The organism is Rhodococcus sp. B50 (assembly GCF_013602415.1).
Taxonomy (GTDB): domain Bacteria; phylum Actinomycetota; class Actinomycetes; order Mycobacteriales; family Mycobacteriaceae; genus Rhodococcus.
Map to the genome: position 1 here is coordinate 2,534,595 of NZ_WPAG02000002.1, position 23,339 is coordinate 2,557,933.

General features: G+C 68.8%; 21 protein-coding genes and 1 pseudogene. 12 read left to right on the forward strand and 10 right to left on the reverse strand.

What is annotated here, in order from left to right:
* Nucleotides 1–3 precede the first annotated feature (3 nt).
* Entirely contained in the window at nt 4–1,179 is a 1,176-nt protein-coding gene (locus GON09_RS11900; protein WP_213931947.1) for a flavin-containing monooxygenase, read from the forward strand.
* On the opposite strand, the pseudogene GON09_RS28980 reads toward GON09_RS11900, so the two are convergent.
* Nucleotides 1,131–1,244: pseudogene (locus GON09_RS28980) on the reverse strand (redox-regulated ATPase YchF); the annotation flags it as partial. The gene GON09_RS11900 and the pseudogene GON09_RS28980 overlap by 49 nt on opposite strands.
* Entirely contained in the window at nt 1,241–3,004 is a 1,764-nt protein-coding gene (locus GON09_RS11910) for a GNAT family N-acetyltransferase (RefSeq protein ID WP_213931948.1), read from the reverse strand. The pseudogene GON09_RS28980 and the gene GON09_RS11910, both read right to left, overlap by 4 nt.
* A gap of 55 nt (nt 3,005–3,059) precedes the next feature.
* On the opposite strand from GON09_RS11910, the gene GON09_RS11915 reads away from it, so the two are divergent.
* Nucleotides 3,060–3,839, forward strand: coding sequence for an alpha/beta fold hydrolase (locus tag GON09_RS11915; protein ID WP_213931949.1), 780 nt, complete (start codon nt 3,060–3,062; stop codon nt 3,837–3,839).
* A 141-nt stretch (nt 3,840–3,980) separates the two neighbouring features.
* On the opposite strand, the gene ychF is transcribed toward GON09_RS11915, so the two are convergent.
* A complete protein-coding gene (ychF, locus tag GON09_RS11920; RefSeq protein WP_213931950.1) occupies nt 3,981–5,060 on the reverse strand; it encodes a redox-regulated ATPase YchF in 1,080 nt (359 codons plus the stop codon).
* A gap of 36 nt (nt 5,061–5,096) precedes the next feature.
* Nucleotides 5,097–5,534, reverse strand: coding sequence for a hypothetical protein (locus tag GON09_RS11925; RefSeq protein ID WP_213934424.1), 438 nt, complete (start codon nt 5,532–5,534; stop codon nt 5,097–5,099).
* 154 nt (nt 5,535–5,688) lie between these two features.
* On the opposite strand from GON09_RS11925, the gene GON09_RS11930 reads away from it, so the two are divergent.
* Nucleotides 5,689–6,930 (forward strand): AI-2E family transporter, encoded by a 1,242-nt coding sequence (locus tag GON09_RS11930; RefSeq protein ID WP_213931951.1) that lies wholly within the window; start codon nt 5,689–5,691, stop codon nt 6,928–6,930.
* Nucleotides 6,931–6,937: 7 nt separating this feature from the next.
* Here GON09_RS11930 and GON09_RS11935 read toward each other — a convergent pair whose 3' ends face one another.
* Both GON09_RS11935 and GON09_RS11940 read right to left on the reverse strand, forming a co-directional pair.
* The gene (locus GON09_RS11935; RefSeq protein ID WP_213931952.1) at nt 6,938–9,916 is read right to left on the reverse strand and encodes an AAA family ATPase; all 2,979 of its coding nucleotides are present in this window, start codon (nt 9,914–9,916) and stop codon (nt 6,938–6,940) included.
* Entirely contained in the window at nt 9,913–11,091 is a 1,179-nt protein-coding gene (locus tag GON09_RS11940) for an exonuclease SbcCD subunit D (protein ID WP_213931953.1), read from the reverse strand. The genes GON09_RS11935 and GON09_RS11940 overlap by 4 nt, the downstream gene beginning before the upstream one ends.
* 77 nt (nt 11,092–11,168) lie before the next feature.
* Between GON09_RS11940 and GON09_RS11945 the strand changes: the two genes are divergently transcribed.
* Both GON09_RS11945 and GON09_RS11950 read left to right on the forward strand, forming a co-directional pair.
* On the forward strand, nt 11,169–12,332 hold the full coding sequence (locus tag GON09_RS11945) for a DNA recombination protein RmuC (protein WP_213931954.1): 1,164 nt from the start codon (nt 11,169–11,171) through the stop codon (nt 12,330–12,332).
* Between the two features lie 54 nt (nt 12,333–12,386).
* Nucleotides 12,387–13,286 (forward strand): DUF6542 domain-containing protein, encoded by a 900-nt coding sequence (locus tag GON09_RS11950; protein WP_213934425.1) that lies wholly within the window; start codon nt 12,387–12,389, stop codon nt 13,284–13,286.
* A 79-nt stretch (nt 13,287–13,365) separates the two neighbouring features.
* Here GON09_RS11950 and GON09_RS11955 read toward each other — a convergent pair whose 3' ends face one another.
* Nucleotides 13,366–14,367, reverse strand: a complete 1,002-nt coding sequence (locus GON09_RS11955; RefSeq protein WP_213931955.1) for a 4-hydroxy-3-methylbut-2-enyl diphosphate reductase — start codon at nt 14,365–14,367, stop codon at nt 13,366–13,368.
* 100 nt (nt 14,368–14,467) lie between these two features.
* On the opposite strand from GON09_RS11955, the gene GON09_RS11960 reads away from it, so the two are divergent.
* From GON09_RS11960 to GON09_RS11970, 3 genes are read left to right on the forward strand one after another with little or no spacing between them, the layout of a single operon-like run.
* Nucleotides 14,468–15,193: a lipid droplet-associated protein gene (locus GON09_RS11960; RefSeq protein WP_213931956.1), complete on the forward strand. Its 726-nt coding sequence runs from the start codon at nt 14,468–14,470 to the stop codon at nt 15,191–15,193.
* The gene (gene xseA, locus GON09_RS11965; RefSeq protein WP_213931957.1) at nt 15,190–16,437 is read left to right on the forward strand and encodes an exodeoxyribonuclease VII large subunit; all 1,248 of its coding nucleotides are present in this window, start codon (nt 15,190–15,192) and stop codon (nt 16,435–16,437) included. Before GON09_RS11960 ends, xseA begins: the two co-directional genes overlap by 4 nt.
* Nucleotides 16,438–16,450: 13 nt before the next feature.
* On the forward strand, nt 16,451–16,708 hold the full coding sequence (locus GON09_RS11970) for an exodeoxyribonuclease VII small subunit (RefSeq protein ID WP_213931958.1): 258 nt from the start codon (nt 16,451–16,453) through the stop codon (nt 16,706–16,708).
* A 21-nt stretch (nt 16,709–16,729) separates the two neighbouring features.
* Here the strand turns inward: GON09_RS11970 and GON09_RS11975 are convergent, their stop codons facing one another.
* Nucleotides 16,730–17,299: a DUF4245 domain-containing protein gene (locus tag GON09_RS11975; RefSeq protein WP_213931959.1), complete on the reverse strand. Its 570-nt coding sequence runs from the start codon at nt 17,297–17,299 to the stop codon at nt 16,730–16,732.
* Nucleotides 17,300–17,481: 182 nt separating this feature from the next.
* Here GON09_RS11975 and glpX point away from each other — a divergent pair, with 182 nt between their 5' ends.
* Nucleotides 17,482–18,516, forward strand: a complete 1,035-nt coding sequence (gene glpX, locus GON09_RS11980; RefSeq protein ID WP_016693944.1) for a class II fructose-bisphosphatase — start codon at nt 17,482–17,484, stop codon at nt 18,514–18,516.
* A 90-nt stretch (nt 18,517–18,606) separates the two neighbouring features.
* The gene (locus GON09_RS11985; protein ID WP_213931960.1) at nt 18,607–20,022 is read left to right on the forward strand and encodes a class II fumarate hydratase; all 1,416 of its coding nucleotides are present in this window, start codon (nt 18,607–18,609) and stop codon (nt 20,020–20,022) included.
* A gap of 124 nt (nt 20,023–20,146) precedes the next feature.
* On the opposite strand, the gene GON09_RS11990 is transcribed toward GON09_RS11985, so the two are convergent.
* Entirely contained in the window at nt 20,147–20,737 is a 591-nt protein-coding gene (locus GON09_RS11990; protein WP_244865497.1) for an LGFP repeat-containing protein, read from the reverse strand.
* 161 nt (nt 20,738–20,898) lie between these two features.
* Here GON09_RS11990 and GON09_RS11995 point away from each other — a divergent pair, with 161 nt between their 5' ends.
* Entirely contained in the window at nt 20,899–21,321 is a 423-nt protein-coding gene (locus GON09_RS11995) for a limonene-1,2-epoxide hydrolase family protein (RefSeq protein WP_213931961.1), read from the forward strand.
* A gap of 70 nt (nt 21,322–21,391) precedes the next feature.
* Nucleotides 21,392–21,811, forward strand: coding sequence for a carboxymuconolactone decarboxylase family protein (locus GON09_RS12000; RefSeq protein WP_213931962.1), 420 nt, complete (start codon nt 21,392–21,394; stop codon nt 21,809–21,811).
* 55 nt (nt 21,812–21,866) lie between these two features.
* On the opposite strand, the gene GON09_RS12005 is transcribed toward GON09_RS12000, so the two are convergent.
* Nucleotides 21,867–23,219 (reverse strand): PhoH family protein, encoded by a 1,353-nt coding sequence (locus tag GON09_RS12005; RefSeq protein WP_213931963.1) that lies wholly within the window; start codon nt 23,217–23,219, stop codon nt 21,867–21,869.
* Between the last annotated feature and the right edge of the window lie 120 nt (nt 23,220–23,339).

A 23,339-nucleotide genomic window follows, 5' to 3' on the forward strand; every position in this document is an offset into this window, starting at 1 on the left:
GTCATGACCATCCACAGCGCACCCCGACAGATCGACACCGTCGTGATCGGCGCAGGTCAAGCAGGCCTGTCCGCCGCGTACCATCTCGCCCGGCGGGGGCGTTCGTTCCTCATCGTCGACGCGAACCCGCGGATCGGTGACAACTGGCGCTGCCATTGGGATTCGTTGCACCTGTACAGCCCCGCCGGGTACGACGGACTGCCCGGCATGCCGTTCCCGGGCGACCCGCACCGCTCCCCCACCAAGGACGAGGTTGCCGACTATCTCGAGTCCTATGCCACCCGATTCGACCTGCCCGTGCTCGGCAGCACCCGGGTGCGCCGACTCTCCCGCGACGGCGACCGGTTCGTCCTCGACTGCGGCGACACACGGATCGAGGCGAACAACGTCGTCGTGGCCACGGGCACGTTCGGTCGAACCCCACGCGTCCCCGACTTCGCTTCCGAACTGGATCCCGGCATTGTGCAGTTGCATTCGAGCGAGTATCACGATCCGTCGCAGTTGCGTGACGGTCCGGTGCTCGTCGTGGGGGCTTCTCATTCCGGCAGCGAGATCGCCTACGAGCTGGCGGCATCCCATCCAACGATCCTGTGCGGACGCGACACCGGGCAGTTGCCGGTGCGTGTGGACAGTCCCGCCATGCGCGTGTTGTTCCCGGTCCTGTGGTTCGTGTGGGGACATGTGCTGTCCGTACGCACCCCGATGGGACGACATGCTCGCGAGGACGAACGGCGTCACGGCGCGCCACTGCTGCGGATCCGCCGACGGGAACTGGCCGCGCGCGGCGTCACCCGGATCACCGAGCGGGTGACCGGCGTGGCCGAACTCCGTCCCGCCCTGTCCGACGGCCGGATTCTCGACGTGACGAATGTGGTGTGGTGCACCGGATTCCGCCAGAACTACGACTGGATCGACCTACCGGTGCTCGACACGGATGGCTGGCCGCGCGAGGAACACGGCGTGGTCCCTTCGGTGCCCGGTCTGTACTTCACCGGTCTGTGTTTCCAGTCGTCGTTCCGGTCGATGCTCGTCGGCGGGGCCGGCGCGGACGCGGAGTACGTCGTCCGTCATCTTGTCGCGCGCGGCAGCCCCACGTCCACTGGAACGGATCCGGATCGGCACAGGACGCGCTACACGACGAAGCGGAGTTCCACCGCGTCGCCGTCGGCCATGACGTAGTCCCTGCTCTCCATGCGGACCTCGCCGCGGGCGTTCGCCTCGGCCATCGAGCCGCCCGACGTCAGAGCGCCCGCTCGAATCCGGCGTGGGTGCAGCCGTAGCCGAGCCGCGCGCCGAACGCCCGGGCCTGCTCGTCGGCCGGGTCCACGGCGATCTGCGCGAGCGTGGCACCCCGGTTGCGGCCGTGATCGTGAGCCCACTCGAGCATGGCCGTGCCGATGCCGCGGGAACGTTCGGACGAGGCGACCCGGATTCCTTCGACGAGCAGGCGGGTGGCACCACCACGGAACAGACCCGGCACGATCGTCAACTGCATCGTGCCGACGATCCTGCCGACCTCGTCGCGCACCACCGCGAGATAGTGCGAGGGGTCGCGGGCGACGGCGTCGTAGGCCTCTTCGTAACGGGCGAGTTCCGCACCGTCGCAGGGGGTCTGCTCGTCGTCGGAGAGCAGACCGACGATCGCCGGTACGTCGGATCGGCTGGCACGTTGCACCCGATAGCTCCTGTCGCCCAACCGGATCTGCCCGCCGACCGATTCGCGGGCGCGGGCCTGCAACCGGGCGATGAGCAGGTCCAGCCAGCCACCGACGTGCCGTCGGGCCTCGACGGTGTCGGGATAGCGGCACCGCAGGTGCAGACCCGACTCGTCGAGGATGAACCACAACATCACCCCGTCGGTGCGGATGGTCGCGCCGACGTACTGCGCCTCGAGGCCGGTGGCGTCGACCCGGACGGGAAGCCTGCGCAGATCCAGCCAGGAGATCGCGAACATGCCCGGGGCCTCCGGCATCCCACCCCACGGGCGCAGAATGTCCTCGAAAGGCCAGGATCCAAGGCGAACCGCCTCCTTGACCGCGTCCGCGGACGCACGAGGTTCGGGGACGGACGATTCGAGCACCGAATTGGTGATGAACCAACCGACGGAGTCGTGCCACGTGGCGTCGTAGCGGCTGTGCACCGGGAACACTGCCCGTAACGGGGATCCGGCCAGTTCGAGGGTCACCTCGGTCATGGCCGCGACCACCAGCGCGAGGGTGGACACCCCGTCGTCCGCGGCCTGGGCGGAGAAGGCGGCACTGTCGTCGACGTCGAGCACGTCGCGCACCTCCACGCGTTCGCGTTGGAGGCCCGCCACTCCGAGGGAGAGCGGGAAGCGCGGCATCACGTCGCCGCTGGCAGCGAGCACCTCGGCCCAGCGCTCGTGGACCTCGGCGGGTGCGGCCGGACGGTCCTGCAGTGCCCGGGTGTGTTCCGCGAAGGCCGGTGTCGGCGGCAGGGACGGTTCCCGTCCCGCGCGCACGGCGGCGAGGGCGGCGAGCAGGTCGCGGGCGATCACCAGCATGGACCACATGTCGACGTGCGAGTGATCGGCAGCCACCACGACGGTCGGTTCCGTAGCGGTCTCGAGCACGCACAGCCGGTGCGACGGCCGGTTGTAGGGCGAACATGCGCTGTCGAGGACGTCCCGGAGGGCGTCGTTGACGGCCTGACCGGGACCGATCGGATGTTCGACCCAGCCGCCCGGGCGGATCTCGGCCTCGTGCAGGCGCGGCTCACCATCGTCGCCGTGGGTGAACACCGAGCGTAGAGTGCCGTGCCGCGCGATCACCGCCAGCCACGCGGCCGCGAGGTCGTCGGGCGAGACCGGCTCGAACAGACGGAAGGACAGAGCCATCCAGGAGCCGGGACGATTACCCGCGCCGACGTGCCGCCGCTGGTCGAACGACACAGGAAGCGCCCGGCCGAGCCCCGCGACGATGACGTCGTAACCGAGCAGTCGGCCGAACGGCAGGCGCAGGTGCGCCACATTTGTCAGCCGCATGCCGGGTATCCTAGGCGCCTTCTCCAGCAACTGCTTTCCGACATCGGGAGACGACGTGCCGACCTTCAGTGTGCCGGGGGCCGAGCTCGACGTGGAGCTGAGCGACGAGGGTGGTCACCCGGTCGTCCAGCTCCACGGCCTGACCTCGAGCCGTCACCGCGACCGCCTCATGCACCTCGACCTGGGCCGTGGGCTCAGCGGCACCCGACTGCTGCGCTACGACGCACGGGGGCACGGCCACTCGACCGGGCGTGCGGTGCCGGAGGACTACCGCTGGCCGGTACTGGCCGACGACCTGCTGCGGCTGCTCGACCACTACTTCCCCGGCGAGCGGGTGCACGGGGTCGGGCCGTCGATGGGCACCGGGACCCTGCTGCACGCGGCGGTGAAGGATCCGGAGCGCTTCAGCAGCCTCACACTGCTGGTGCCGGCGACGGCCTGGGCCACCCGCGCCGCCAAGGCCGCCGAATACCGGGCCGCCGCCGATCTGATCGAGCAGCAAGGATTGGCAGCGTTCCTCACCCGCGATCTGAATGCACCCCGATTACCGGCCACCGTCGACGCGCCCGACACCGTCCCCGACGTCACCGAACAACTGCTGCCGTCGCTGTTCCGGGGCGCCGCACTGAGCGACCTGCCCGATCCGGAGGCCGTGTCCGGCATCGACATTCCGGTGAGGGTGCTGGCGTGGATCGACGATCCCGCCCACCCGGTGTCCACGGCGGAGGCGCTGGTGGGCCTGCTCCCCCACGCGAAACTGGAGATCGCGTACACCCCCGCCGATCTCGCACAGTGGCCGAGCATCCTCTGCGAAGACGTCGCTCGGCACGGTTGATTCCGTCGGCACGGCGGGCAGTTCCTGCCACGGCTACGGAATGGGGAGCGCCGAAACGATTTCGGTGTTCCCGACCTCGATATACGGGGTCGAGAACACCGAAATGTGGATGACTACGGAGGAACGCCCCGATGTCGTTCGTCAGACGTTGAAGCGGAACTCCACCACGTCGCCGTCGGCCATGACGTAGTCCTTGCCTTCCATGCGGACCTTGCCCTTGGCCTTCGCCTCGGCCATCGAGCCTGCCGCGTCGAGGTCGGCAAAGGAGACGATCTCGGCCTTGATGAAGCCGCGTTCGAAGTCGGTGTGGATCACGCCGGCCGCCTTGGGGGCCGTGTCGCCCTTGCGGATGGTCCAGGCGCGCGATTCCTTCGGACCGGCCGTCAGATAGGTCTGCAGACCGAGGGTGTGGAAACCGGCGCGCGCGAGCTGCTTCAGACCGGCCTCGGTCTGGCCGATGGATTCGAGCAGTTCCATCGCCTCGTCCTCGTCGAGCTCGAGGAGCTCGGACTCGACCTTGGCGTCGAGGAAGACGGCGTCGGCCGGAGCGACGGCCTTACACAGCTCCTCCTTGCGTTCCTCGTTGGTGAGGACCGCCTCGTCGGCATTGAAGACATACAGGAACGGCTTGGCGGTGAGCAGGTGCAGCTCGCGCAGCAGCTCGCTCTTCACCTCGGCCTGGGCGGAGAAGATGGTGCGGCCGTCCTCGAGGATCGCCTGCGCCTTCTTCGTCTCCTCCAGCTGGGCGACAAGTTCCTTGTTCTTCCGGGATTCCTTCTCGAGCCGCGGCAGTGCCCGCTCGATCGTCTCCAGGTCGGCGAGGATCAGCTCGGTCGCGATGACCTCGATGTCGGCCATCGGGTCGACCTTGCCGTCGACGTGGACCACGTCCGGGTCGTCGAACACGCGCACGACCTGGCAGATGGCGTCGGCTTCGCGGATGTTGGCAAGGAACTTGTTGCCCATGCCCTCACCCGCGGAGGCGCCCTTCACGATGCCGGCGATGTCGACGAACGAGACGGTCGCCGGGAGGATGCGCTCGGAACCGAAGATCTCTGCGAGCCGGTTCAGCCGCGGATCGGGCAGTTCGACGACGCCGACATTGGGCTCGATGGTGGCGAACGGATAGTTCGCGGCCAGCACATCGTTCTTGGTCAGCGCATTGAACAGCGTCGACTTGCCGACATTGGGAAGACCGACGATTCCGAGGGTAAGGCTCACGGAATCGGTATTCTACGCGGCCTCCCCCGGCTCACTTCACCCGCACGCCACGCGCACCAGTTGCGCGATGCGCGCAGCCTGATCCTCGTCGGGCACGGTCGACCCGTTGGTCGCGACTTCCTGAACTTTCGCGTTCACTTCCTGGTCGGATGCACCTTCATCGATGAGAGGACAGGTCTCGGTGACGATGGACTCGATGTCCTGCGTCTCCCGGTCGGCCGACAGTTGCGGATAGCCGGTGCGGAAGGCCGCGACGAAGACGTCGAGCTTCGCCTCGTCGAAAATGTCGCCGGCCCGCTCGGCCGCGCTGGACGCGACGCTCTGCACCGACGAGATCGCGCCCTCCGCCTGCTCCTGAACACTCGTGACCGCGACATCCGCCGACGAGCGCACGTCCTCGTTGCTGGAACTGTCGTCGGAGCTGCACGCGGTGAGCGCGAAGGCGGCAGCGATCGCCACGGCCGCCGCAGGTATACGCAGGCGCCGGGTCGGGCTCGTTCGGTTCGTCACGTTTCGAGAATGCCACGGCCGGGGACCCTTCACCGCCGTTTCCGGCGTGTCGTCCGGACCACGCGCGGCGCTCGGTGACCGTAGATTGGCGACTGTCGATCGGTATCGAGCTCGATACATGTCGGAAGGACCGTCGTTGACCGAATCGAAGACCGCGCCCAGCGGACGCAACAGTGAGAAGCCGTCGGCGAAACCCGACCGGGGAAGCATGCTGGGCACGGGCGGAATCTGGCTCGCCAAGTGGTCGGCCTGCCTCGTCGTCATCGCTGCTGCCGCCGTGGTGATCGGCTGGATCATCGAGAAGATGTGGGTGATCGTGCTGCCGGTCGCGCTCGCGATCGTGGTCTCCACCATCCTGTGGCCCCCGACCCGGGGCATGACCAAGCGGGGAGTGCCACCGGCAGCTGCTGCCGGTCTCACCCTGGTCATGTTCTTCGCCGTCGTCGGCGGCATCATCGCCGGCATCGTGCCATCGGTGATCGATCAGGTACCCGATCTGGCCAATAAGGCGACCCAGGGCATCAACACCGTGCAGGACTGGGTGAAGGGGCCGCCGATCAATCTGCGCGACGAGCAACTCGACAACGCGGTCAACGCCGTCGTCGAACGGGTGCAGGGCAGCGCCGCCACGATCGCCGGTGGTGTCTTCACCGGCGTGAGCACAGCAGGGTCGCTGCTCGTGACGCTCGGTCTGGTGCTCGTCCTGACGTTCTTCTTCATCAAGGACGGGCCGCGGTTCCTGCCGTGGTTGCACCGCGTGAGCGGTGGCCGCGCCGGACGTCACCTCGAAGAGGTACTCGGCCGCATGTGGGACACGCTCGGCGGGTTCATCCGCACCCAGGCACTGGTGAGCTTCATCGACGCGCTCTTCATCGGTATCGGCCTGGTGATCCTCGGAGTTCCGCTCGCACCCGTGCTGGCGATCCTCACCTTCATCGGCGGGTTCATTCCTATCGTCGGCGCGTTCGTCGCAGGCGCATTGGCCGTTCTCGTGGCGCTGGTCGCCAACGGCTTCACCACTGCCCTCATCGTGCTGGTCCTCATCCTTGCGGTTCAGCAGATCGAGGGGAACGTGCTGCAGCCTGTGCTGCAGTCGCGGTCGATGAATTTGCACGCGGCGGTGGTGCTGCTCGCGGTGACTGCGGGCTCGTCGTTGTTCGGTATCGTCGGCGCGTTCCTGGCCGTACCCGTCGCGGCGGTGGCTGCGGTCGTCATCCGCTACATCGGTGAGCAGATCGACGAGCGCGCCAACGAGGGCCAGGAGGAGACGAAGGCGCTACCGGCTCCGGGCGATACCTCGGTGCCCGATCCGAAGAACCCCAAGCCCGCCCCGCCGGAGCCGGCCGCCTCCGAGGAGTGAGGGGCGGTCAGCTCGCCACGCGAACGGTGGATCCCGAGCGGCCACGGATCACGTGCAGCCTGCTCGGGATGCGCTGGCGCATCTCGTCGACGTGACTCACCACGCCCACCACGCGGCCTCCCGCACGTAGTTCGTCGAGCACACCCATGACGGCCTCGAGGGAGTCGGCGTCGAGCGAGCCGAACCCTTCGTCGATGAACATCGTGTCGAGCACGAGCCCACCGGCCTCGGCGGCAACGACGTCGGCGAGCCCGAGGGCGAGCGCGAGCGACGCCTGGAAGGACTCTCCTCCCGACAACGTCTTCGTCGACCGCACGGCGCCCGTGTACTCGTCGTGGATGTCGAGGCCGAGACCGCCACGACGGCCACGACTCTCGGCCGCGTCGGAGTGCACGAATTCGTAACGGCCACCGGACATCCTGCGGAGTCGCTCGGAGGCCGCGTCGGCGACCTCCTCGAGTCGCGCCGCGAGCACGTACGAGCGGAGCGACATCTTCTTGGCGTTCGAGCCCATCCCGGCCACGACGTCGGCGAGCGCGGACAGCTCGGCGTGCTCGTCGAGCAGCGGAGCGAGTTCGGCGCAGGCGCGCTCGAGCCGCCGGGTGTAGGTCTCGATGTCGAGGCGCCGGCGCTCGGCCTCGGTGGCCGCGCTCAGGGCGGCCTCGACCGCGGCGGCACCGTCGTCCACCACCGTGCGGGCCGCCGTCACGTCGGCGACCTCGTCTCCGGTGAGGGCGGCGATCGCGGGGTCGTTCAGCGTGGAGGTGGCGACGGCGCGTTCGTCGTCGGCGGCGCGCAGGACACGGTCGATCTCGGCGAATCGCTCGGGCCGCCGGACCGCGGCGAGTGCACTGTCGAGGTCGGCGAAGCCCGCCTCGACGGCGGCGGTGCAGGCATCGGCGGCACGCTCGTCGGCAGCCGTCCGCGCCTGGAGAGCCGCGGAGCGGGCGTCGAGAAGTGCGGTCGCGGCGGCGGAGAAGGCGGCGACCGCCCTGCGTCGCGGGGCGAGCAGATCGAGGTCGCCGACGGCCTCGACGATGCGCTCCCGGATCTCGGTGATCTCGGCCGTGCGGACTGCGTCCTCGCGGGCGAGATCCGACAGTTCGGCGTCGAGCCGCTTCTCCTGTTCGGCCAGGACGGTGTCGCGTTTGCGTAGATCCTCGACCGCCGCGCGCAGACGGTCGAGCCGACCCGCGACGGTCGCGGCCTCGTCGTGGGCGCGAACCGCCTCGGCATGGGCAACGGTGAGCTCGGCAAGTTCGGCGTCGGCGCAACGCTGCCGGAGAACAGCGACGATCCCGGAGAGTTCGGTGACGGCCTCGCGCGCCTCGGCCAGCGCGGTGGCGGCGCGTTGCTCGGCAGCGTGGGCGCGTTCCTCGTCGGCTTTCGTCGCAGTGTCGGGGGCGGGGCGGGCGGGCGCGGGATGTTCGGTGGAACCGCAGACCGTGCACGGTTCTCCGTCGGTGAGACGTGCCGCGAGTTCGGCGGCCATCCCGTCGATCCGCCGTTGCCGGACGTCGAGGTGCGCATCGCGCGCGTCGTTGAACTCGGAGTGCAACTGCAGCACCCGGCCTTCGAGACGGTCGAGTTCGATTCGGCGCGAAGCGAGTTCGGTGGCGGCGTCGAGTGCGTCGGCGGCGTGGTCGCGTGCGGTGGACAGACCCGCGAGCATGGCCGCTGCCCGCTCGGCCTCGGCGACCGCATCGACGGCGGCGGCCGACCGCTCGGGCAGCGCGGCGCGCTCGTCGATCACCTGCTGCCGCTCATCGGTGAGGGCACGGCGGTGTCCGGCGAGCTTGCCTTGCTCGGCTTCGATCTCGGCGAGACGGCGCCGGCGGTCGAGGAGTACGTCGAGATGCGCTGCCTCCGAGGACCATTGCTCGCAGCGTGGACGGATGATGTCGCGATCGGCGGCGGACGGCGTGGGCCCGATCGCGGCGAGCAACTCGCGGCCTTCGTCGTCGTTCCCGAGCGGCGCCGCAGCTGCCTCGGCACGGGCGGCAGCCGCCTCGGCCTCGCGTGCGAGGCGGTCGGCTTCCCGATCGACGACGGCCACGCTCACCGCTCGATGCGCGGCGTCGCGTTCGGCCGCCATGGCGGCACGCTGTGACTGCGTCTGCTCGAGTTCGGCGAGGACGTCCAGTGCGTCGCGCCGCCTCCGGAGCCGGTCGGCAAGAGCGACGGTCTCGTCGAACCTACGCCGATTCGCCTCATCGACGGCGCGAACCCGCGCGAGCGCCGCGGCGGCGGCATCGCGGTTCTCGGCGGCGTCGGCGAGAAGCCGACCGGCCCACTCCACCGGGTCGGCGTCCGCACCCGCTTCGATCCCGGCGGACGCCGCGACCTTCGCGGCCAGTACTTCGACCTTCTTCTGTTGCTCGGCAAGCAGTTTCGTTCCGACCCCCCGGCGATCGCGGAACCATTGTTCGACGTCGCCGAAACGGGTGGTGTCGAACAATCGCTCGAGCAGCCTGCCGCGCTCTTCACTGCCGGCGCGGAGGAACCGGGCGAAATCGCCCTGCGGAAGAAGCACCACCTGGAAGAACTGTTCGGCGCTCATCCCCAGAAGCGACTTGACGACGTCGCCGATCTCCTGGATCCGCGACAGATTCTCCCCCGACCCGTCGAGCCACGTGAGATTCGCCTTGGCCTGTTGCTTGATCGTGCCGGTGCCGCGCAGCTTCGGGCGCTCGAACTCGGGGCTGCGTTCGATGGACAGCCGGCGACCCGCGACGGTCGCCTCGAGCCGGACCTTCGGCACCGCGCCCACACGCGCGTGGTCGGACAGCAACCGGCGACCGTCGGCGCGCGCCCCGGGGACGGTGCCGTAGAGCGCGAATGCGACCGCGTCGAGGATCGACGTCTTGCCCGCGCCCGTCTGACCGTGCAGCAGGAACAGTCCGTCGGCGCCGAGTTCGTCGAAGTCGATCTCGACGGTGTCGGCGAACGGGCCGAAGGCCGTGATCTCGAGGTGGTGCAGTCTCATGCCGGCACGTCCGTTCGCCACGACGGGTCGGTCTCGTCGCCGATACCGCGACGGCGGTCGACCTCCCGCAACGCGTCGTCGATCCAGCCGCATTCGCGATCGGACGGTTCGGAACGCACATCGGTGAGGAACGACGCAGCGATGTCGCGGTCGCTGCGTCCGCGCACCTTGTCGCGATAGCTGCCCTCCGTGGACCCGGCCGGTCGCCGCCACTCGACATGCACGGCGTAGGAGAACCGTTCCTGCAGACGACGCATGGCGTCGAGCGGGCGGATCGCGTCGGTCAGCACCGCGGAGACGTAGTGCTCCTCGACGTCGGCATGCGCCGGGTCGGCGAGCAGATCGTCGAGTTCGCCTTCGAGGCGGGTGAGTTCGCGGATCACCGGAAGATCCACGCGCTCGACCGAGGCGGCACCCGATGCGTCGAGATCGACGACGAACACCGCCTTGCGGTGCGAGCGCTCGCCGAAGGAGTACGGCAACGGCGAACCCGAGTACCGGACCGTCTCGCTCACCGTCTGCGGGGAGTGCAGGTGGCCCAGCGCGACATAGTCGGCGCCCTCGAACGACGACGCGGCGACCGTCTCGACACCGCCCACGGAGATGGACCGCTCGGAGTCGCTGGGCTCGCCGCCGACGACGAAGGCGTGGGCCAGGACCACGGTGCGGCCGTCGCGACCCGCGGCGTCGGCGCGCACACGTTCCATCGCCGCGTCGAGGATCTGCTGGTGTGAGCGGGCCTCGGGAACGCCGAGCTCGGACCGGGTGATCTCGGGCTCGAGATACGGGATGCCGTAGAAGCGGACCGGGCCGTGCTCGTCGTGCAGGACGACCGGGTCGTCGATCTGCGACACGCGGGTGATCAGGTGCAGACCGCCGTGCGCCGCGAAGGCGGCGCCGGCTCCGAGCCGGACCGGCGAGTCGTGGTTGCCGGAGGTGGCGACGATGATCGCTCCCGCTTCGCGGATGGCCTCGAGGCCGGCATTGCACACGGCCACCGCGTCGGAACTGGGGATGGACCGGTCGTACACGTCGCCCGGCACGACCACCACGTCGATCCCGCGTTCGACCACGAGGTCGGCGATGGCTCGCAGCGCACGCGCCTGATCGGCGAGCAGGTCGACACCGTGGAAAGTGCGGCCGATGTGCCAGTCGGAGGTGTGCAGGATCCGCATGTGACAGACGGTAGAGGAGAGGACCGACATCCCCGGATGTCGGGTGGATGTCGCATCGTTACGGCATCATCCGCCACATGACAGCACTCACGGCACTCGGCCTGCTCGTCGCGCTCGGTCTCGGGGTGGTGCTCGGCTGGCTGCTCCGAGCCTCCCGCGACGGCGAACGCGCAGCCCGTGCCGAGGCCCGGCTGGCGGCATTGCGCGACAACGAGGAGCAGTTGCGTCAATCGCTCGCGGCAGTGAGCGAGGATGCCGCCAGACGGCAGTCCGGTGCCATCGGCGACCAGGTGTCGCGGCTCGTCGGCCCGCTGAACGAGGCGGTGGGGGCGCTCGCCCGGCAGGTCGAGCACGTCGAACGCAACCGCGTGCACGCCTATGCGGGCCTGAGCGAGCAGGTCGAAGGCATGCACCGCGCGTCTCAGCTGCTGTCCACGCGCACCCAGCAGCTGGTCACCGCGCTGCGCGCGCCGCAGGTGCGCGGGCGGTGGGGTGAGATCCAGCTCGAACGCGTCGTCGAGCTCGCCGGGATGGTGCGGCACTGCGACTTCGACACCCAGGTGAGCAAGGCGGGGGTGCGGCCCGACCTGCTGGTCTATCTCGCCGGCGGTAAGCAGATCGTCGTCGACGCGAAGGTGCCTTTCGCCGCCTATCTGGACGCGGCCGAGTCCGAGGATCCCGACGAGCGCGACCGTCACCTCACGCGCCACGCGCGGCAGCTGCGTACCCACGTCGACCAGCTGTCGGCCAAGGCCTACTGGGAGTCCTTCGACCCGACGCCCGAGTTCGTCGTGTTGTTCGTGCCCGGGGACCCTTTTCTCGACGCCGCGCTGGCCGCCGATCCCGATCTGCTCGAGCACGCCTTCACCCGGAACGTCATCCTCGCCACACCGACCACGCTCGTCGCGCTGCTGCGCACGATCGCCCACACCTGGCGGCAGGAAGCGCTCTCCCGCGACGCCGCGACCATCCACCGGCTGGGCCGTGAGCTGTACCAACGGCTCGGTGTGGTGGGTTCGCACCTCGACCGGCTCGGCAATCAGCTCGGCAAGGCGGTCGATTCGTTCAACCTGACGGTCTCGTCGATGGACACCCGGGTGGGAGTGACGGCCCGCAAGCTCCATGACCTGGAGATCTTCGACGGCGAGGTGCCCGAGGTCCAGCGTGTCGACGCGTGGCCACGTCGGAGCACCCTGACGGAAAGAGCCGTCGCGAACGGTCCTGTCGACGAAGCGAGCTGACATCGTCACGCTAATGTCTACGTTGTGTCTGCAACCCAACGTGCACGTTCGGCGGTGCCGCTCGACATGCGGTCGTTGGTGCCTACGGTGCCCGGTGTGCCCTGGTGGGGTGCCGTGGCGATCGCAGCCGGAACGATGCTTCTCGGGGTGCTGCTCGACAGCGCACGCGGGAACGAACTGACCACTGCGTTCACCGTCTTCTATGTGCTCGGCTGCCTCGTGGCCGTGGTGGCGGTGCGCTATCGCGGACTGTTCACGGCTATGGCCCAGCCGCCCCTGCTGCTGCTCCTCGCGGTGCCGATCGGTCAGGAGTTCGTCTCCTCCGGCAGCACCGGTGGGTTGAAGGATCTCGCGCTCAACGTCGCCTATCCGCTGGTGAACCGTTTCCCGGCGATGTTGCTGGCGACCGTGCTGGTCTTGGCCATCGGCGGTTTCCGGATCTTCGCGACCCGCCAGAACACCGGAGTGCGTGCCCGCGCGCCGCGCGAGCGCGCGAAGCCACGTGCCGCAAAGGCCGGGGCAGCGAAGGACCGCCCGGCCCGGGCTGCAGGCGAGCGTCCGGCCCGTGCTGCGGACGACCGTCCGACCAGGCGCGCGAGCCGAGGACGACCGTCGACAGGCACGCCTGCGGATACGCCTCGTACCGCCACCGCGGGCCGAGGGACGTCGGCCGCGAAGGCGTCGGTCCGGGAGGTCACCGACACCCGTCCCCGTCGCCGCGCCCGTCCCGAGCCCCCGGCGACGGAGCAGCCGGATCCCCGTGCACAGCGCGTCCGCGCTGAGGGACCTGCTCGGCGTGCTCGTGCTTCCCGACCTGCCGAGCCGGTGCAGCCGGAGGGCCGCGAGCCGCGGCGCCGTCCGGCACCCGAGCCGGAACCCGGCCGGCCGGCAGCGGCACCCACGCAGGGCTACGAGCCGCCGCGTGTGCGGTACCGCGACCGCTACGAGGACTGACCCGTCCAACGACGAAGACGACCGGTCACCTGCCGATCAACGGCGGTGACCGGTCGTCTTCGCTTCAGGGACTACCGGTTCAGGAACGACGCGACGCGCGCAGTTCGCGCGGCAGGGCGAACACCAGGGTCTCGTTGGCGGTCGTCACCGACTGCACATCGTGGAAGCCGCGCTCGTCGAGGAATTGCACGACCCCCTGCACGAGGATTTCGGGGACCGACGCACCCGACGTGATGCCGACGGTCTCGACGCCCTCGAGCCAGGCCGGATCGATCTCCTTGGCGTAGTCGACCAGGTGGGCTGCCCGGGCACCTGCACCGAGGGCCACCTCGACGAGTCGCACGGAGTTGGACGAATTCCGCGACCCCACGACGATCACCAGATCACACTCGGGCGCCATCGCCTTCACCGCGACCTGCCGATTCTGGGTGGCGTAGCAGATGTCGTCGCTCGGCGGATCCTGCAGCTGCGGGAACTTCTCGCGCAGGCGCTGCACGGTCTGCATCGTCTCGTCGACGCTGAGGGTGGTCTGGGACAGCCAGATGACCTTCTTCGGGTCGCGCACGGTCACCGACTCGACGGCGTCGGGGCCGTCGACGAGCTGCACGTGGTCGGGGGCCTCGCCTGCGGTTCCCTCGACCTCCTCATGGCCCTCGTGACCGATGAGCAGGATGTCGAAATCGTCGCGTGCGAAACGCTTGGCTTCCTGGTGGACCTTCGTCACCAGCGGGCAGGTGGCGTCGATGGTGCGCAGCTGCCGGGCCGCGGCGGATTCGTGGACCGCAGGCGACACACCGTGCGCCGAGAACACGAGGACGGCGCCTTCGGGCACCTCGTCGGTCTCGTCGACGAACACCACGCCGCGTTCGGCGAGGGTGTCGACGACGTGGCGGTTGTGGACGATCTCCTTGCGGACATAGATCGGGGCACCGTACTTGTCGAGCGCTTTCTCGACGGTCTCGACCGCGCGGTCGACCCCGGCGCAGTAACCGCGGGGCTCGGCGAGCAGGACGCGCTTTCCGGAGGTGGAGGGGCCGGCGGACCGTGTGATCCCGACTTCGAGTGGAACAGGCGCAGACATACCTCCAGAGTACGGGGCGCGTCGGAGAGGGGCTTCCCAGCTCGCAACCGAGGTGCTCCCCCGGCTACCAATCACGCCGATCATCGGGCAGTCTTGGGGAATGATCCGTCCACCGTTCCTGGCACGGGTGGCTGCCGGCATTGCTGTCACCGCGTACGAAGAGACCCTCAAGCTGCCGAGCACAGCCGTGTCGTTGCCGATGACGACGGTGAGCCAGATCCTGCAGACGACGATGCGGGTACAACAGGTGATGACCTCGCTCGCCATCAAGGGCGACCAGTTCTTCGAGATCTTCGGAGCCGAGCCCGGCGAGACCGCACAGTGGGCGACCTTCGACGACGACGGCTCGACCCCCTCGGACGAGGCCGCGACCTCGACGAACAGCACCTCGAACGGCGCTCCCGGCCGGTTCGCCCTGTACTCGATCCCGCCGGCGACCGAGGCCGATGTGCCTGCAGCCCCCGCGGACGAGACGGTCGTCGCGCCGGCGACGTCCGGTGCTGCGACCTCGACGGCGCCCGCGAAGAAGGCGACAGCGAGGAAGACCGCTCCGAAGAAGACCGGCACCAAGTCCGCCGCCGAAGACACGGACACGAAGGTCACCCTCGGCACGGACACGAAAGTCGCCGACGCCTCCGGAGACCGGTCCGAGATCGTCGAGTACCTCGACTACGACTCGCTGACCCTCGCCCAGCTGCGGGCCCGTCTGCGCGCACTGTCGGTGGACGAACTCACAGCGTTGCTCGACTACGAGAATGCTCACGCCGCGCGTACTCCGTTCGTGACGATGCTGTCGAACCGGATCACGAGCGCGCGTAACAAGTGACGGCCGGACAGAACGCGGGACGACCGAACTCCGCGGAGCAGCCCTGGCCCGTCCGCACCGTGGCGCAGAAGGTCGCCGGGTGGATCGACAAGCTCGGCACCATCTGGGTCGAAGGGCAGATCACGCAGATCAACGCCCGTCCCGGGACGCGGACGGCGTTCCTGACCCTGCGCGACCCGTCGGTGGACATGTCCCTGCAGGTGACCTGCTCACCGCAGCTCCTGCAGCAGTCCGGGGTGCCGCTCACCGAGGGCAGCCGCGTGATCATGTTCGGGAAGATGACCTTCTGGCCCGGTCGCGGCAGTCTCGCGCTTCGGGTCACCGAGATCCGAGCCGTCGGCATCGGGGAACTGCTCGCGCGCCTCGAGCGGCTGCGCGCCTTGCTCGCCGCCGAGGGATTGTTCGATCCGCGGTTGAAACGCCCCCTGCCGTTCCTGCCGCGCCGCGTCGGCCTGGTCACCAGCCGCGGCAGCGCAGCCGAACGCGATGTGCTGTCGGTCGCGCAGCGTCGCTGGCCTGCCGTGCGCTTCGACGTCCGTCACGCGACGGTGCAGGGACCCACCGCAGTCACGCAGCTCATCGAGGCTCTCGAAGCGCTCGACAGCGATCCGGACGTCGACGTGATCGTCCTCGCCCGTGGCGGTGGCAGCGTGGAGGATCTGCTGCCGTTCTCCGACGAAGCACTGTGCCGCGCGATCGCCGCGTGCACGACCCCTGTGGTCAGCGCCATCGGCCACGAGCCCGACAGTCCGTTGTGCGATCACGTCGCCGACCTGCGGGCCGCGACCCCCACCGATGCCGCGAAGCGCGTCGTGCCCGATGCCGTCGCCGAACTCGATCTGGTCGACGAGCTGAAAGCGCGGTCGGCGGCCGCGCTGCGCAACTGGGTCCGCCGGGAGGAACACGTCATCGCGCAGTTGCGCGACCGTCCCGTCCTGGCCGATCCGTTCCGCGACCTCGACCGGCGATACGAGGAGATCGAGCGGCTGCAGCAGGCGGCACGACGCGACGTCACGCGGCTGATCTCGTCGGAGTCGTCGACGCTGGAACATCTGCGGGCGCGGCTGGGGACCCTCGGCCCCGCGGCGACCCTGGCGCGTGGCTACGCCGTGGTCCAGCGGATCGTGCCGGGCAGCGACCCGGAAGTGGTACGCACACTCGACGAGATGCCCATCGGCACCCAACTGCGGGTGCGGGTGGCGGACGGCGCGGCCCGCGCCGCCGTCATGGGACACGAACGATAAGGAAGACAGGACAGTGACGAACGCGGGAACCGACGACGCGAACGCCGATGTGCGGGAGTTCGGCTACGAGCGAGCTCGGGACGAACTCGTCAATGTCGTGAAGATGCTCGAACAGGGCGGGCTCGACCTCGACGACTCGCTGCAGCTGTGGGAACGCGGCGAGGCCCTCGCGAAACGCTGCGAGGAGCACCTCGCCGGCGCCCGCGAACGCGTCGAGCAAGCGCTCTCGCTCGCGGACGACGAAGACGACGAGTACGAGGACGAGGACTGACCTCGATAGACCCGACCCGGATCAGGGTTCGAGCGGCTCGGCTCTGCCAGCCGCGGTGGCCAGCGCCGTGAACTCGGCCTCGTTGCCGGAGCCGCCGATCAGGATGCGCACGTCACCGAAATCGGACACCCAGAGTGCTTCGACTCCCTCGCCGCCGTAGATCACCCAGTCGTACCCCTCGATGGAGCGGCTGTCGGTGGCGGTGCGGGCTCCCCCGGCGACGAATCGCACCAGTTCGTCCTCACCGGCATCCGACTGGGTGAAGCGCACGTAGCGACCTTCCGGAGTGATGAAACCGACGGTGCTCGAATCGCCGCCCTGGTTACCGGAGACGATGCTGCGGCTGCCGGAGTTGGGCTGCCAGCCCTCGGGTACCTCGGGATGACGGATGGGGAATGCGAGTTCCGTCGCGTCGTACTTCAGACCGGCATCGATGTCGAAGCTCGGCACCGGACCCGCCGTGGGTCCGCCGGGCTTGAACTCGCACTGGCTGGCGATCGCCGCGATGAACAGAATCAGCACGAGCAGCGGGATCAGCGACCACGCCATATCGCGACCGTCTTGCAGGATGCGAGGTTTCTTGGATGCCACCCGTCCAGTCTGACAGCTGCGGAACAGGCATGTTCAGGCCGGGCGGGTCCGACAGCCCACACCATCGGCCGTGATGAGACAATAGCCACGCGACACACACGGATCGTGCGGACGCCCTCGGCGACCGCTCCCTCTGCCGGCGCAACCCGCGTCGACCGAAAGTCTCCAGGAGGCAGTAGCCCATGACGGCCAGCACCCCACGCCGCGAAGCTCCGGACCGCAACCTCGCACTCGAACTGGTCCGCGTCACCGAGGCCGCGGCGATGGCGGCCGGCCGGTGGGTCGGACGTGGCGACAAGGAAGGTGGCGACGGCGCCGCTGTCGACGCGATGCGGCACATGGTCAGCTCCGTGTCGATGCAGGGTGTCGTCGTGATCGGTGAGGGCGAGAAGGACGAAGCGCCCATGCTGTACAACGGCGAGGAGGTCGGCAACGGCGACGGTCCGCTGTGCGACGTCGCGGTCGACCCGATCGACGGCACGACCCTCATGTCGAAGGGCGCTCCCGGCGCGATCGCGGTGCTCGCCGTGGCCGAGCGGGGAGCGATGTTCGACCCGTCCGCTGTGTTCTACATGGAGAAGATCGCCGTCGGTCCCGAGGCCGCCGACGTCATCGACATCACCGCCCCGATCGCGGAGAACATCCGCCGCGTCGCGAAGGCGAAGAACATCGCGCACGCCGACCTGACCGTGACGATCCTCGACCGTCCGCGCCACGCGCAGATCATCAAGGAGGTGCGCGAGGCGGGTGCCCGCATCCGTCTGATCTCCGACGGCGACGTCGCCGGCGCGATCGCCGCTGCACGTCCGGGTTCGGGTGTCGACATGCTGCTCGGCATCGGCGGTACCCCCGAGGGCATCATCGCCGCGGCCGCGATGCGCTGCATGGGCGGTGCGCTGCAGGGTCGCCTGGCACCGAAGGACGACGCCGAGCGTCAGAAGGCGATCGACGCCGGACACGATCTCGATCGCGTCCTCACCACCACCGATCTCGTCACCGGCGAGAACATCTTCTTCTGCGCGACCGGCGTCACCGACGGTGAACTGCTCCGCGGTGTCCGCTACTCCGCGGGTGGCGCGGAGACGCAGTCGATCGTGATGCGCAGCAAGTCGGGCACGGTGCGCATGATCGAGGCGTACCACCGCCTGCAGAAGCTCAGCGAGTTCTCGTCCATCGACTTCCACGGTGTCGCCGGCTCGCCGCCTCCCATGCCCTGATCCTCACCGATCGCTCCCGAAGAGGGGCACTGCCACGAGTTCTCGTCGCAGTGCCCCTCTCGTTCGTTCCGGCGGCATAACGTGGAGGACATGACCGACACCGAACAGTCTTCTCAGCAGTTCCGTATCGAACGCGACACGATGGGCGAGGTCCAGGTTCCGGTCGACGCCTTGTGGCGCGCCCAGACGCAGCGCGCCGTGGAGAACTTCCCGATCTCGGGGCGCGGACTCGAACGCGCACAGATCCGCGCGCTCGGTCTGCTCAAGAGCGCCTGCGCCCGGGTGAACAAGGACCTGGGTCTGCTCGACCCCGACAGGGCCGACGCGATCATGGCCGCAGCCGATGCCATCGCCGCCGGTGAATACGACGACCAGTTCCCGATCGACGTCTTCCAGACCGGTTCGGGCACGAGTTCGAACATGAACACCAACGAGGTCATCGCCTCGCTCGCCGCGAAGGCCGGCGTCACGGTCCATCCCAACGACGACGTGAACATGTCGCAGTCGTCGAACGACACCTTCCCCACCGCGACGCACGTCGCTGCGACCGAGGCGACGGTCAAGGATCTGATTCCCGCCCTCGAACACCTGCACGGAGCCCTCGCAGGGAAGGCCGAGGAATGGCGCACCGTCGTCAAGTCCGGCCGCACCCATCTGATGGATGCGGTCCCGGTGACCCTGGGCCAGGAGTTCGGTGGATATGCCCGGCAGATCGAGGCCGGGATCGAACGTCTTCGAGCGACACTCCCCCGCCTCGGCGAACTGCCGATCGGTGGCACCGCGGTCGGCACGGGCCTCAATGCGCCGGCGGATTTCGGTCCGCGCGTGGTGGCCGTGCTCGTCGAGACGACAGGACTCGAGGATCTGCAGCGTGCCCGCGACAGCTTCGAAGCGCAGGCCGCCCGTGACGCCCTCGTCGAGGTCTCCGGTGCGCTGCGCACCGTCGCCGTGTCGCTGACGAAGATCGCCAACGACATCCGCTGGATGGGATCCGGTCCGCTCACCGGCCTGGCCGAGATCCAGCTCCCCGATCTGCAGCCCGGCAGCTCGATCATGCCGGGCAAGGTCAATCCGGTTCTCCCCGAAGCGGTTACGCAGGTCGCCGCACAGGTCGTGGGCAACGACGCCACCGTGGCATGGAGCGGTGCAGCGGGAGCCTTCGAACTCAACGTCTACATCCCGGTCATGGCGCGGAACGTCCTCGAGTCGATTCGACTGCTCGCCAACGTCTCCCGATTGTTCGCCGATCGCTGCATCACCGGACTTGTCGCGAACGTCGAGCACCTGCGCACGCTGGCGGAGTCGTCGCCGTCGATCGTCACTCCCCTCAATTCGGCGATCGGCTACGAGGAGGCCGCGGCCGTCGCCAAGGAGGCTCTGAAGGAGAAGAAGACGATCCGCCAGACCGTCGTGGACCGCGGACTCGTCGGCGACCGCCTGAGCGAGGAGGAACTCGACCGTCGACTCGACGTCCTGGCGATGACGCGGGTGGACGAGGAGTCCTGACCCGCAGGGTCCGGCCGACCCGCCTGCGTCCACTACGAATTTCGCCATCCGCTACAGCAATTGTGCTGCAGCGGATGGCGAAAACGTGAGCGGATAGCGAAAGCTCAGCGGCTCGGGAGTCACCTCACTCCTGGACGACCTCCGTCCCGGCACCGGGCGCCCAGGTGATGTAACCGAACTGGAAGTTGCTGCGGGCACCGTCGGGAGTCTGCTCCTCGTCGGTGATCGGGAAGCCTAGATCGCCCTCGGCACCGCCTGCGGCCTCCCAGGCCGTGCGAATCTCACCCCACACGATGTGGGAGTCGGTGTCGGGACTCCACGCGATGATGCCGCCCTCGAACTCTGCGACGTTGCCGTCGCCGACTTCCTCCTGCTCACCGGTCGCCGCGCCGAGGGGGCTCGACGCACCGCCGACCTCGTTGTACTTCTGCAGGATCGGTCCGCTGAGTTCGACCTGCTCGCCGTCCGGACCGGGCACTGCGCTGGACTGATCCGCCGCGGGCTCGTCGGCCTCGGGCGAATTGTCGCCCTGCGTGATCGATTCGACGGCGCTCTCCGCCTGGGACGCCACACTCTCCGCGGCGGACTGGACCGCGCTGGTCGCACTGCCCACCGTATCCTCCGCCGACTGGTCGTCGCTGCAGCCCGCGACGACCAGTCCGACCGCCGCTGCGGCCGCCACCAACGCTGCTCTGCGCCGGGGAATTCGATTCATCGGTTCGCTCCTGTCGCCGAGAGGACGGGTACCTGATTTCAGGGTGCCCGACTCCCCCGCGACACAACCCGTTTTCCGGTGATTCTGTGGCATGTGCGAATCCGGTTCCACCGCCGGTCCGTGCCCGTTACCATGCGACGCAGCCGACGTCGAGGAGAACGATGAGCACACCGACCACCACCGGGCAGAACGCCGTCGCCGCGGTGACAGATTTTCTCGATGCGATGGCCACCGAGAACATCGACCGCGCTGCTTCGCTGATCACCGACGACATCGCGTGGCACAACACCTGGCTCCCCACCATCCGCGGCGCCTCCCGGGTGCGGCAGATCCTCGCCGGCCTCACACGACCTGCGGTGGGGTTCGGTGTCGTCGTCCACCACATCGCGGCCGACGGCGACATCGTGCTCACCGAGCGCACCGACATCCTGCGCTTCGGACCGGTGCGCATCGAGTTCTGGGTCTGCGGCACCTTCGAGTTGCGTGACGGACGGATCGCCGTGTGGGACGACCACTTCGACGTCCTCACCTTGCTCCGCGCCACCGCCTCGGGGCTACTCCGCGCCGCACTGCGTCGTTCCTGACCGTCGAGCGCCCGCATAGAATCCGTTCGTCACCGAACCGTTCGGTGACGGATCAGCAGGGAGCGATGACATGTCCGACGCCGAGCACACTCCGGGATTCACGACGGGTCTGGAGATCCGGCGCGAAGTGATGGGTGACGATTTCGTCGAGCGGGCGTTCGAGCGTTCCCGCGGCACCGACTCCGAGGCGATGCAGGAATTCGTCACCGAACACGCCTGGGGTGCCGTGTGGTCGCGTCCCGGCCTCGACCGGCGCAGCCGCAGCCTGCTCAACCTGGGCATGCTCATCGCGCTGCGCGCCGAGAACGAACTGCGCGGACACGTCCGCGGTGCACTGCGCAACGGACTCGGCCGCACGGAGATCGTCGAATCCGTCATCCATTGTTCGGCCTACTGCGGCGCCCCCGCCGGACTCGCTGCGATGCGAGTGGTCCAGGAGGTGCTCGAGGCCGAACTCGGTCCCCTCTCCGAGACGTCCGACGAGGCGTGACGGCAACGGCGCGTCCGGCGGGATGCCGGACGCGCCGTTCGACCGTACTCGGGGATCAGACGCCCGGAGCGAACTCCTCGAGCATCTCCGTCACCAGCGCCGCGATCGGCGAGCGCTCACTGCGGGTGAGCGTCACGTGCGCGAACAACGGATGCCCCTTGAGTTTCTCGATGACCGCCGCGACACCGTCGTGCCGGCCGACACGCAGATTGTCGCGCTGGGCCACGTCGTGGGTGAGCACGACACGCGAGCCCGCACCGAGCCGCGACAGGACGGTCAGCAGCACGTTGCGTTCGAGTGACTGCGCCTCGTCGACGATGACGAACGAATCGTGCAGGGACCTGCCGCGAATGTGCGTGAGCGGCAGCACTTCCAGCATTCCGCGGCTGAGCACTTCCTCGAGCACTGCCGAACTGGCGAGCCCTTCGAGGGTGTCGAAGACCGCCTGGCCCCACGGATTCATCTTCTCGGCTTCGGTACCCGGCAGGTAGCCGAGTTCCTGCCCGCCCACCGCGTAGAGCGGCCGGAAGACGACCACTTTGCGGTGGGTGCGTCGTTCCAGGACGGCCTCGAGTCCGGCCGTCAGTGCCAGGGCGGATTTGCCGGTACCGGCCTTACCGCCGAGGGAGACGATGCCGACCGATTCGTCGAGCAGCAGGTCGAGTGCGACGCGCTGTTCGGCCGAGCGCCCGTGCAATCCGAACGCCTCCCGATCGCCGCGCACGAGCTGGACTCGCTTGTCGGCGGTGACCCGGCCCAGCGCGCTGGACGAACCACCGAGCAATCTGATCCCGGTGTGGCACGGCAGGTCCCGCGCGTCGTCGATGTCGACGATGCCCTCGGCGAACATCTCGTCGATGAGAGCGCGCTCCACCTCGAGTTCGGTCATTCCGGTCCACCCCGAGATCACCACATCCTGGGCGTGGTACTCGTCGGCGTCGAGGCCGACGGCACCGGCCTTGACGCGTAACGGGATGTCCTTGCTGACGAGCACCACGTCGCGTCCCTCGGTGGCCAGGTTCAGGGCACACGCGAGGATGCGGGAATCGTTGGTGTCGGTGCGGAAGCCGGCGGGTAGGACCATCGGATCGGTGTGGTTGAGCTCCACGTGCAGGGTGCCCCCCTCGTCCCCGATGGGGATGGGCTGATCGAGGCGTCCGTGCCGCTGCCGCAGGTCGTCGAGCAGCCGCAGCGATTCGCGGGCGAACCAGCCGAGTTCGTGGTGATGCCGTTTGCCTTCGAGTTCGCCGATGACCACCAGCGGAAGGACCACTTCGTGCTCGGCGAACCTGGTGACCGCCCAAGGGTCGGAGAGCAACACTGAAGTGTCCAGCACGTAGGTGCGTACAGCGGATTCTTTCGCAACGGCAGAACCGGAGCGGGTGGGGACGGAGCGTGTTGCGTTCACGTGGGGCTCCTCGGCCCGGACGGCACCGTCCGGACGTATTCGGTGGGCCGGTGGGTCCCCGGTGTCGTCACGACCACGGAGGCCCGGTGCCGGCCCCCTCGCTCGGACTGTGTCAGCCAC

Bases quoted from the DNA above. Each gene is read 5' to 3' on its own strand.
- GON09_RS11900 (WP_213931947.1), top strand. From the start codon at position 4: ATGACCATCCACAGCGCACCCCGACAGATCGACACCGTCGTGATCGGC.
- GON09_RS11910 (WP_213931948.1), bottom strand. From the start codon at position 3,004: ATGCGGCTGACAAATGTGGCGCACCTGCGCCTGCCGTTCGGCCGACTG.
- GON09_RS11930 (WP_213931951.1), top strand. From the start codon at position 5,689: ATGTCGGAAGGACCGTCGTTGACCGAATCGAAGACCGCGCCCAGCGGA.
- GON09_RS11935 (WP_213931952.1), bottom strand. From the start codon at position 9,916: ATGAGACTGCACCACCTCGAGATCACGGCCTTCGGCCCGTTCGCCGAC.
- GON09_RS11940 (WP_213931953.1), bottom strand. From the start codon at position 11,091: ATGCGGATCCTGCACACCTCCGACTGGCACATCGGCCGCACTTTCCAC.
- GON09_RS11945 (WP_213931954.1), top strand. From the start codon at position 11,169: ATGACAGCACTCACGGCACTCGGCCTGCTCGTCGCGCTCGGTCTCGGG.
- GON09_RS11955 (WP_213931955.1), bottom strand. From the start codon at position 14,367: ATGTCTGCGCCTGTTCCACTCGAAGTCGGGATCACACGGTCCGCCGGC.
- GON09_RS11960 (WP_213931956.1), top strand. From the start codon at position 14,468: ATGATCCGTCCACCGTTCCTGGCACGGGTGGCTGCCGGCATTGCTGTC.
- glpX (WP_016693944.1), top strand. From the start codon at position 17,482: ATGACGGCCAGCACCCCACGCCGCGAAGCTCCGGACCGCAACCTCGCA.
- GON09_RS11985 (WP_213931960.1), top strand. From the start codon at position 18,607: ATGACCGACACCGAACAGTCTTCTCAGCAGTTCCGTATCGAACGCGAC.
- GON09_RS11990 (WP_244865497.1), bottom strand. From the start codon at position 20,737: ATGAATCGAATTCCCCGGCGCAGAGCAGCGTTGGTGGCGGCCGCAGCG.
- GON09_RS11995 (WP_213931961.1), top strand. From the start codon at position 20,899: ATGAGCACACCGACCACCACCGGGCAGAACGCCGTCGCCGCGGTGACA.
- GON09_RS12000 (WP_213931962.1), top strand. From the start codon at position 21,392: ATGTCCGACGCCGAGCACACTCCGGGATTCACGACGGGTCTGGAGATC.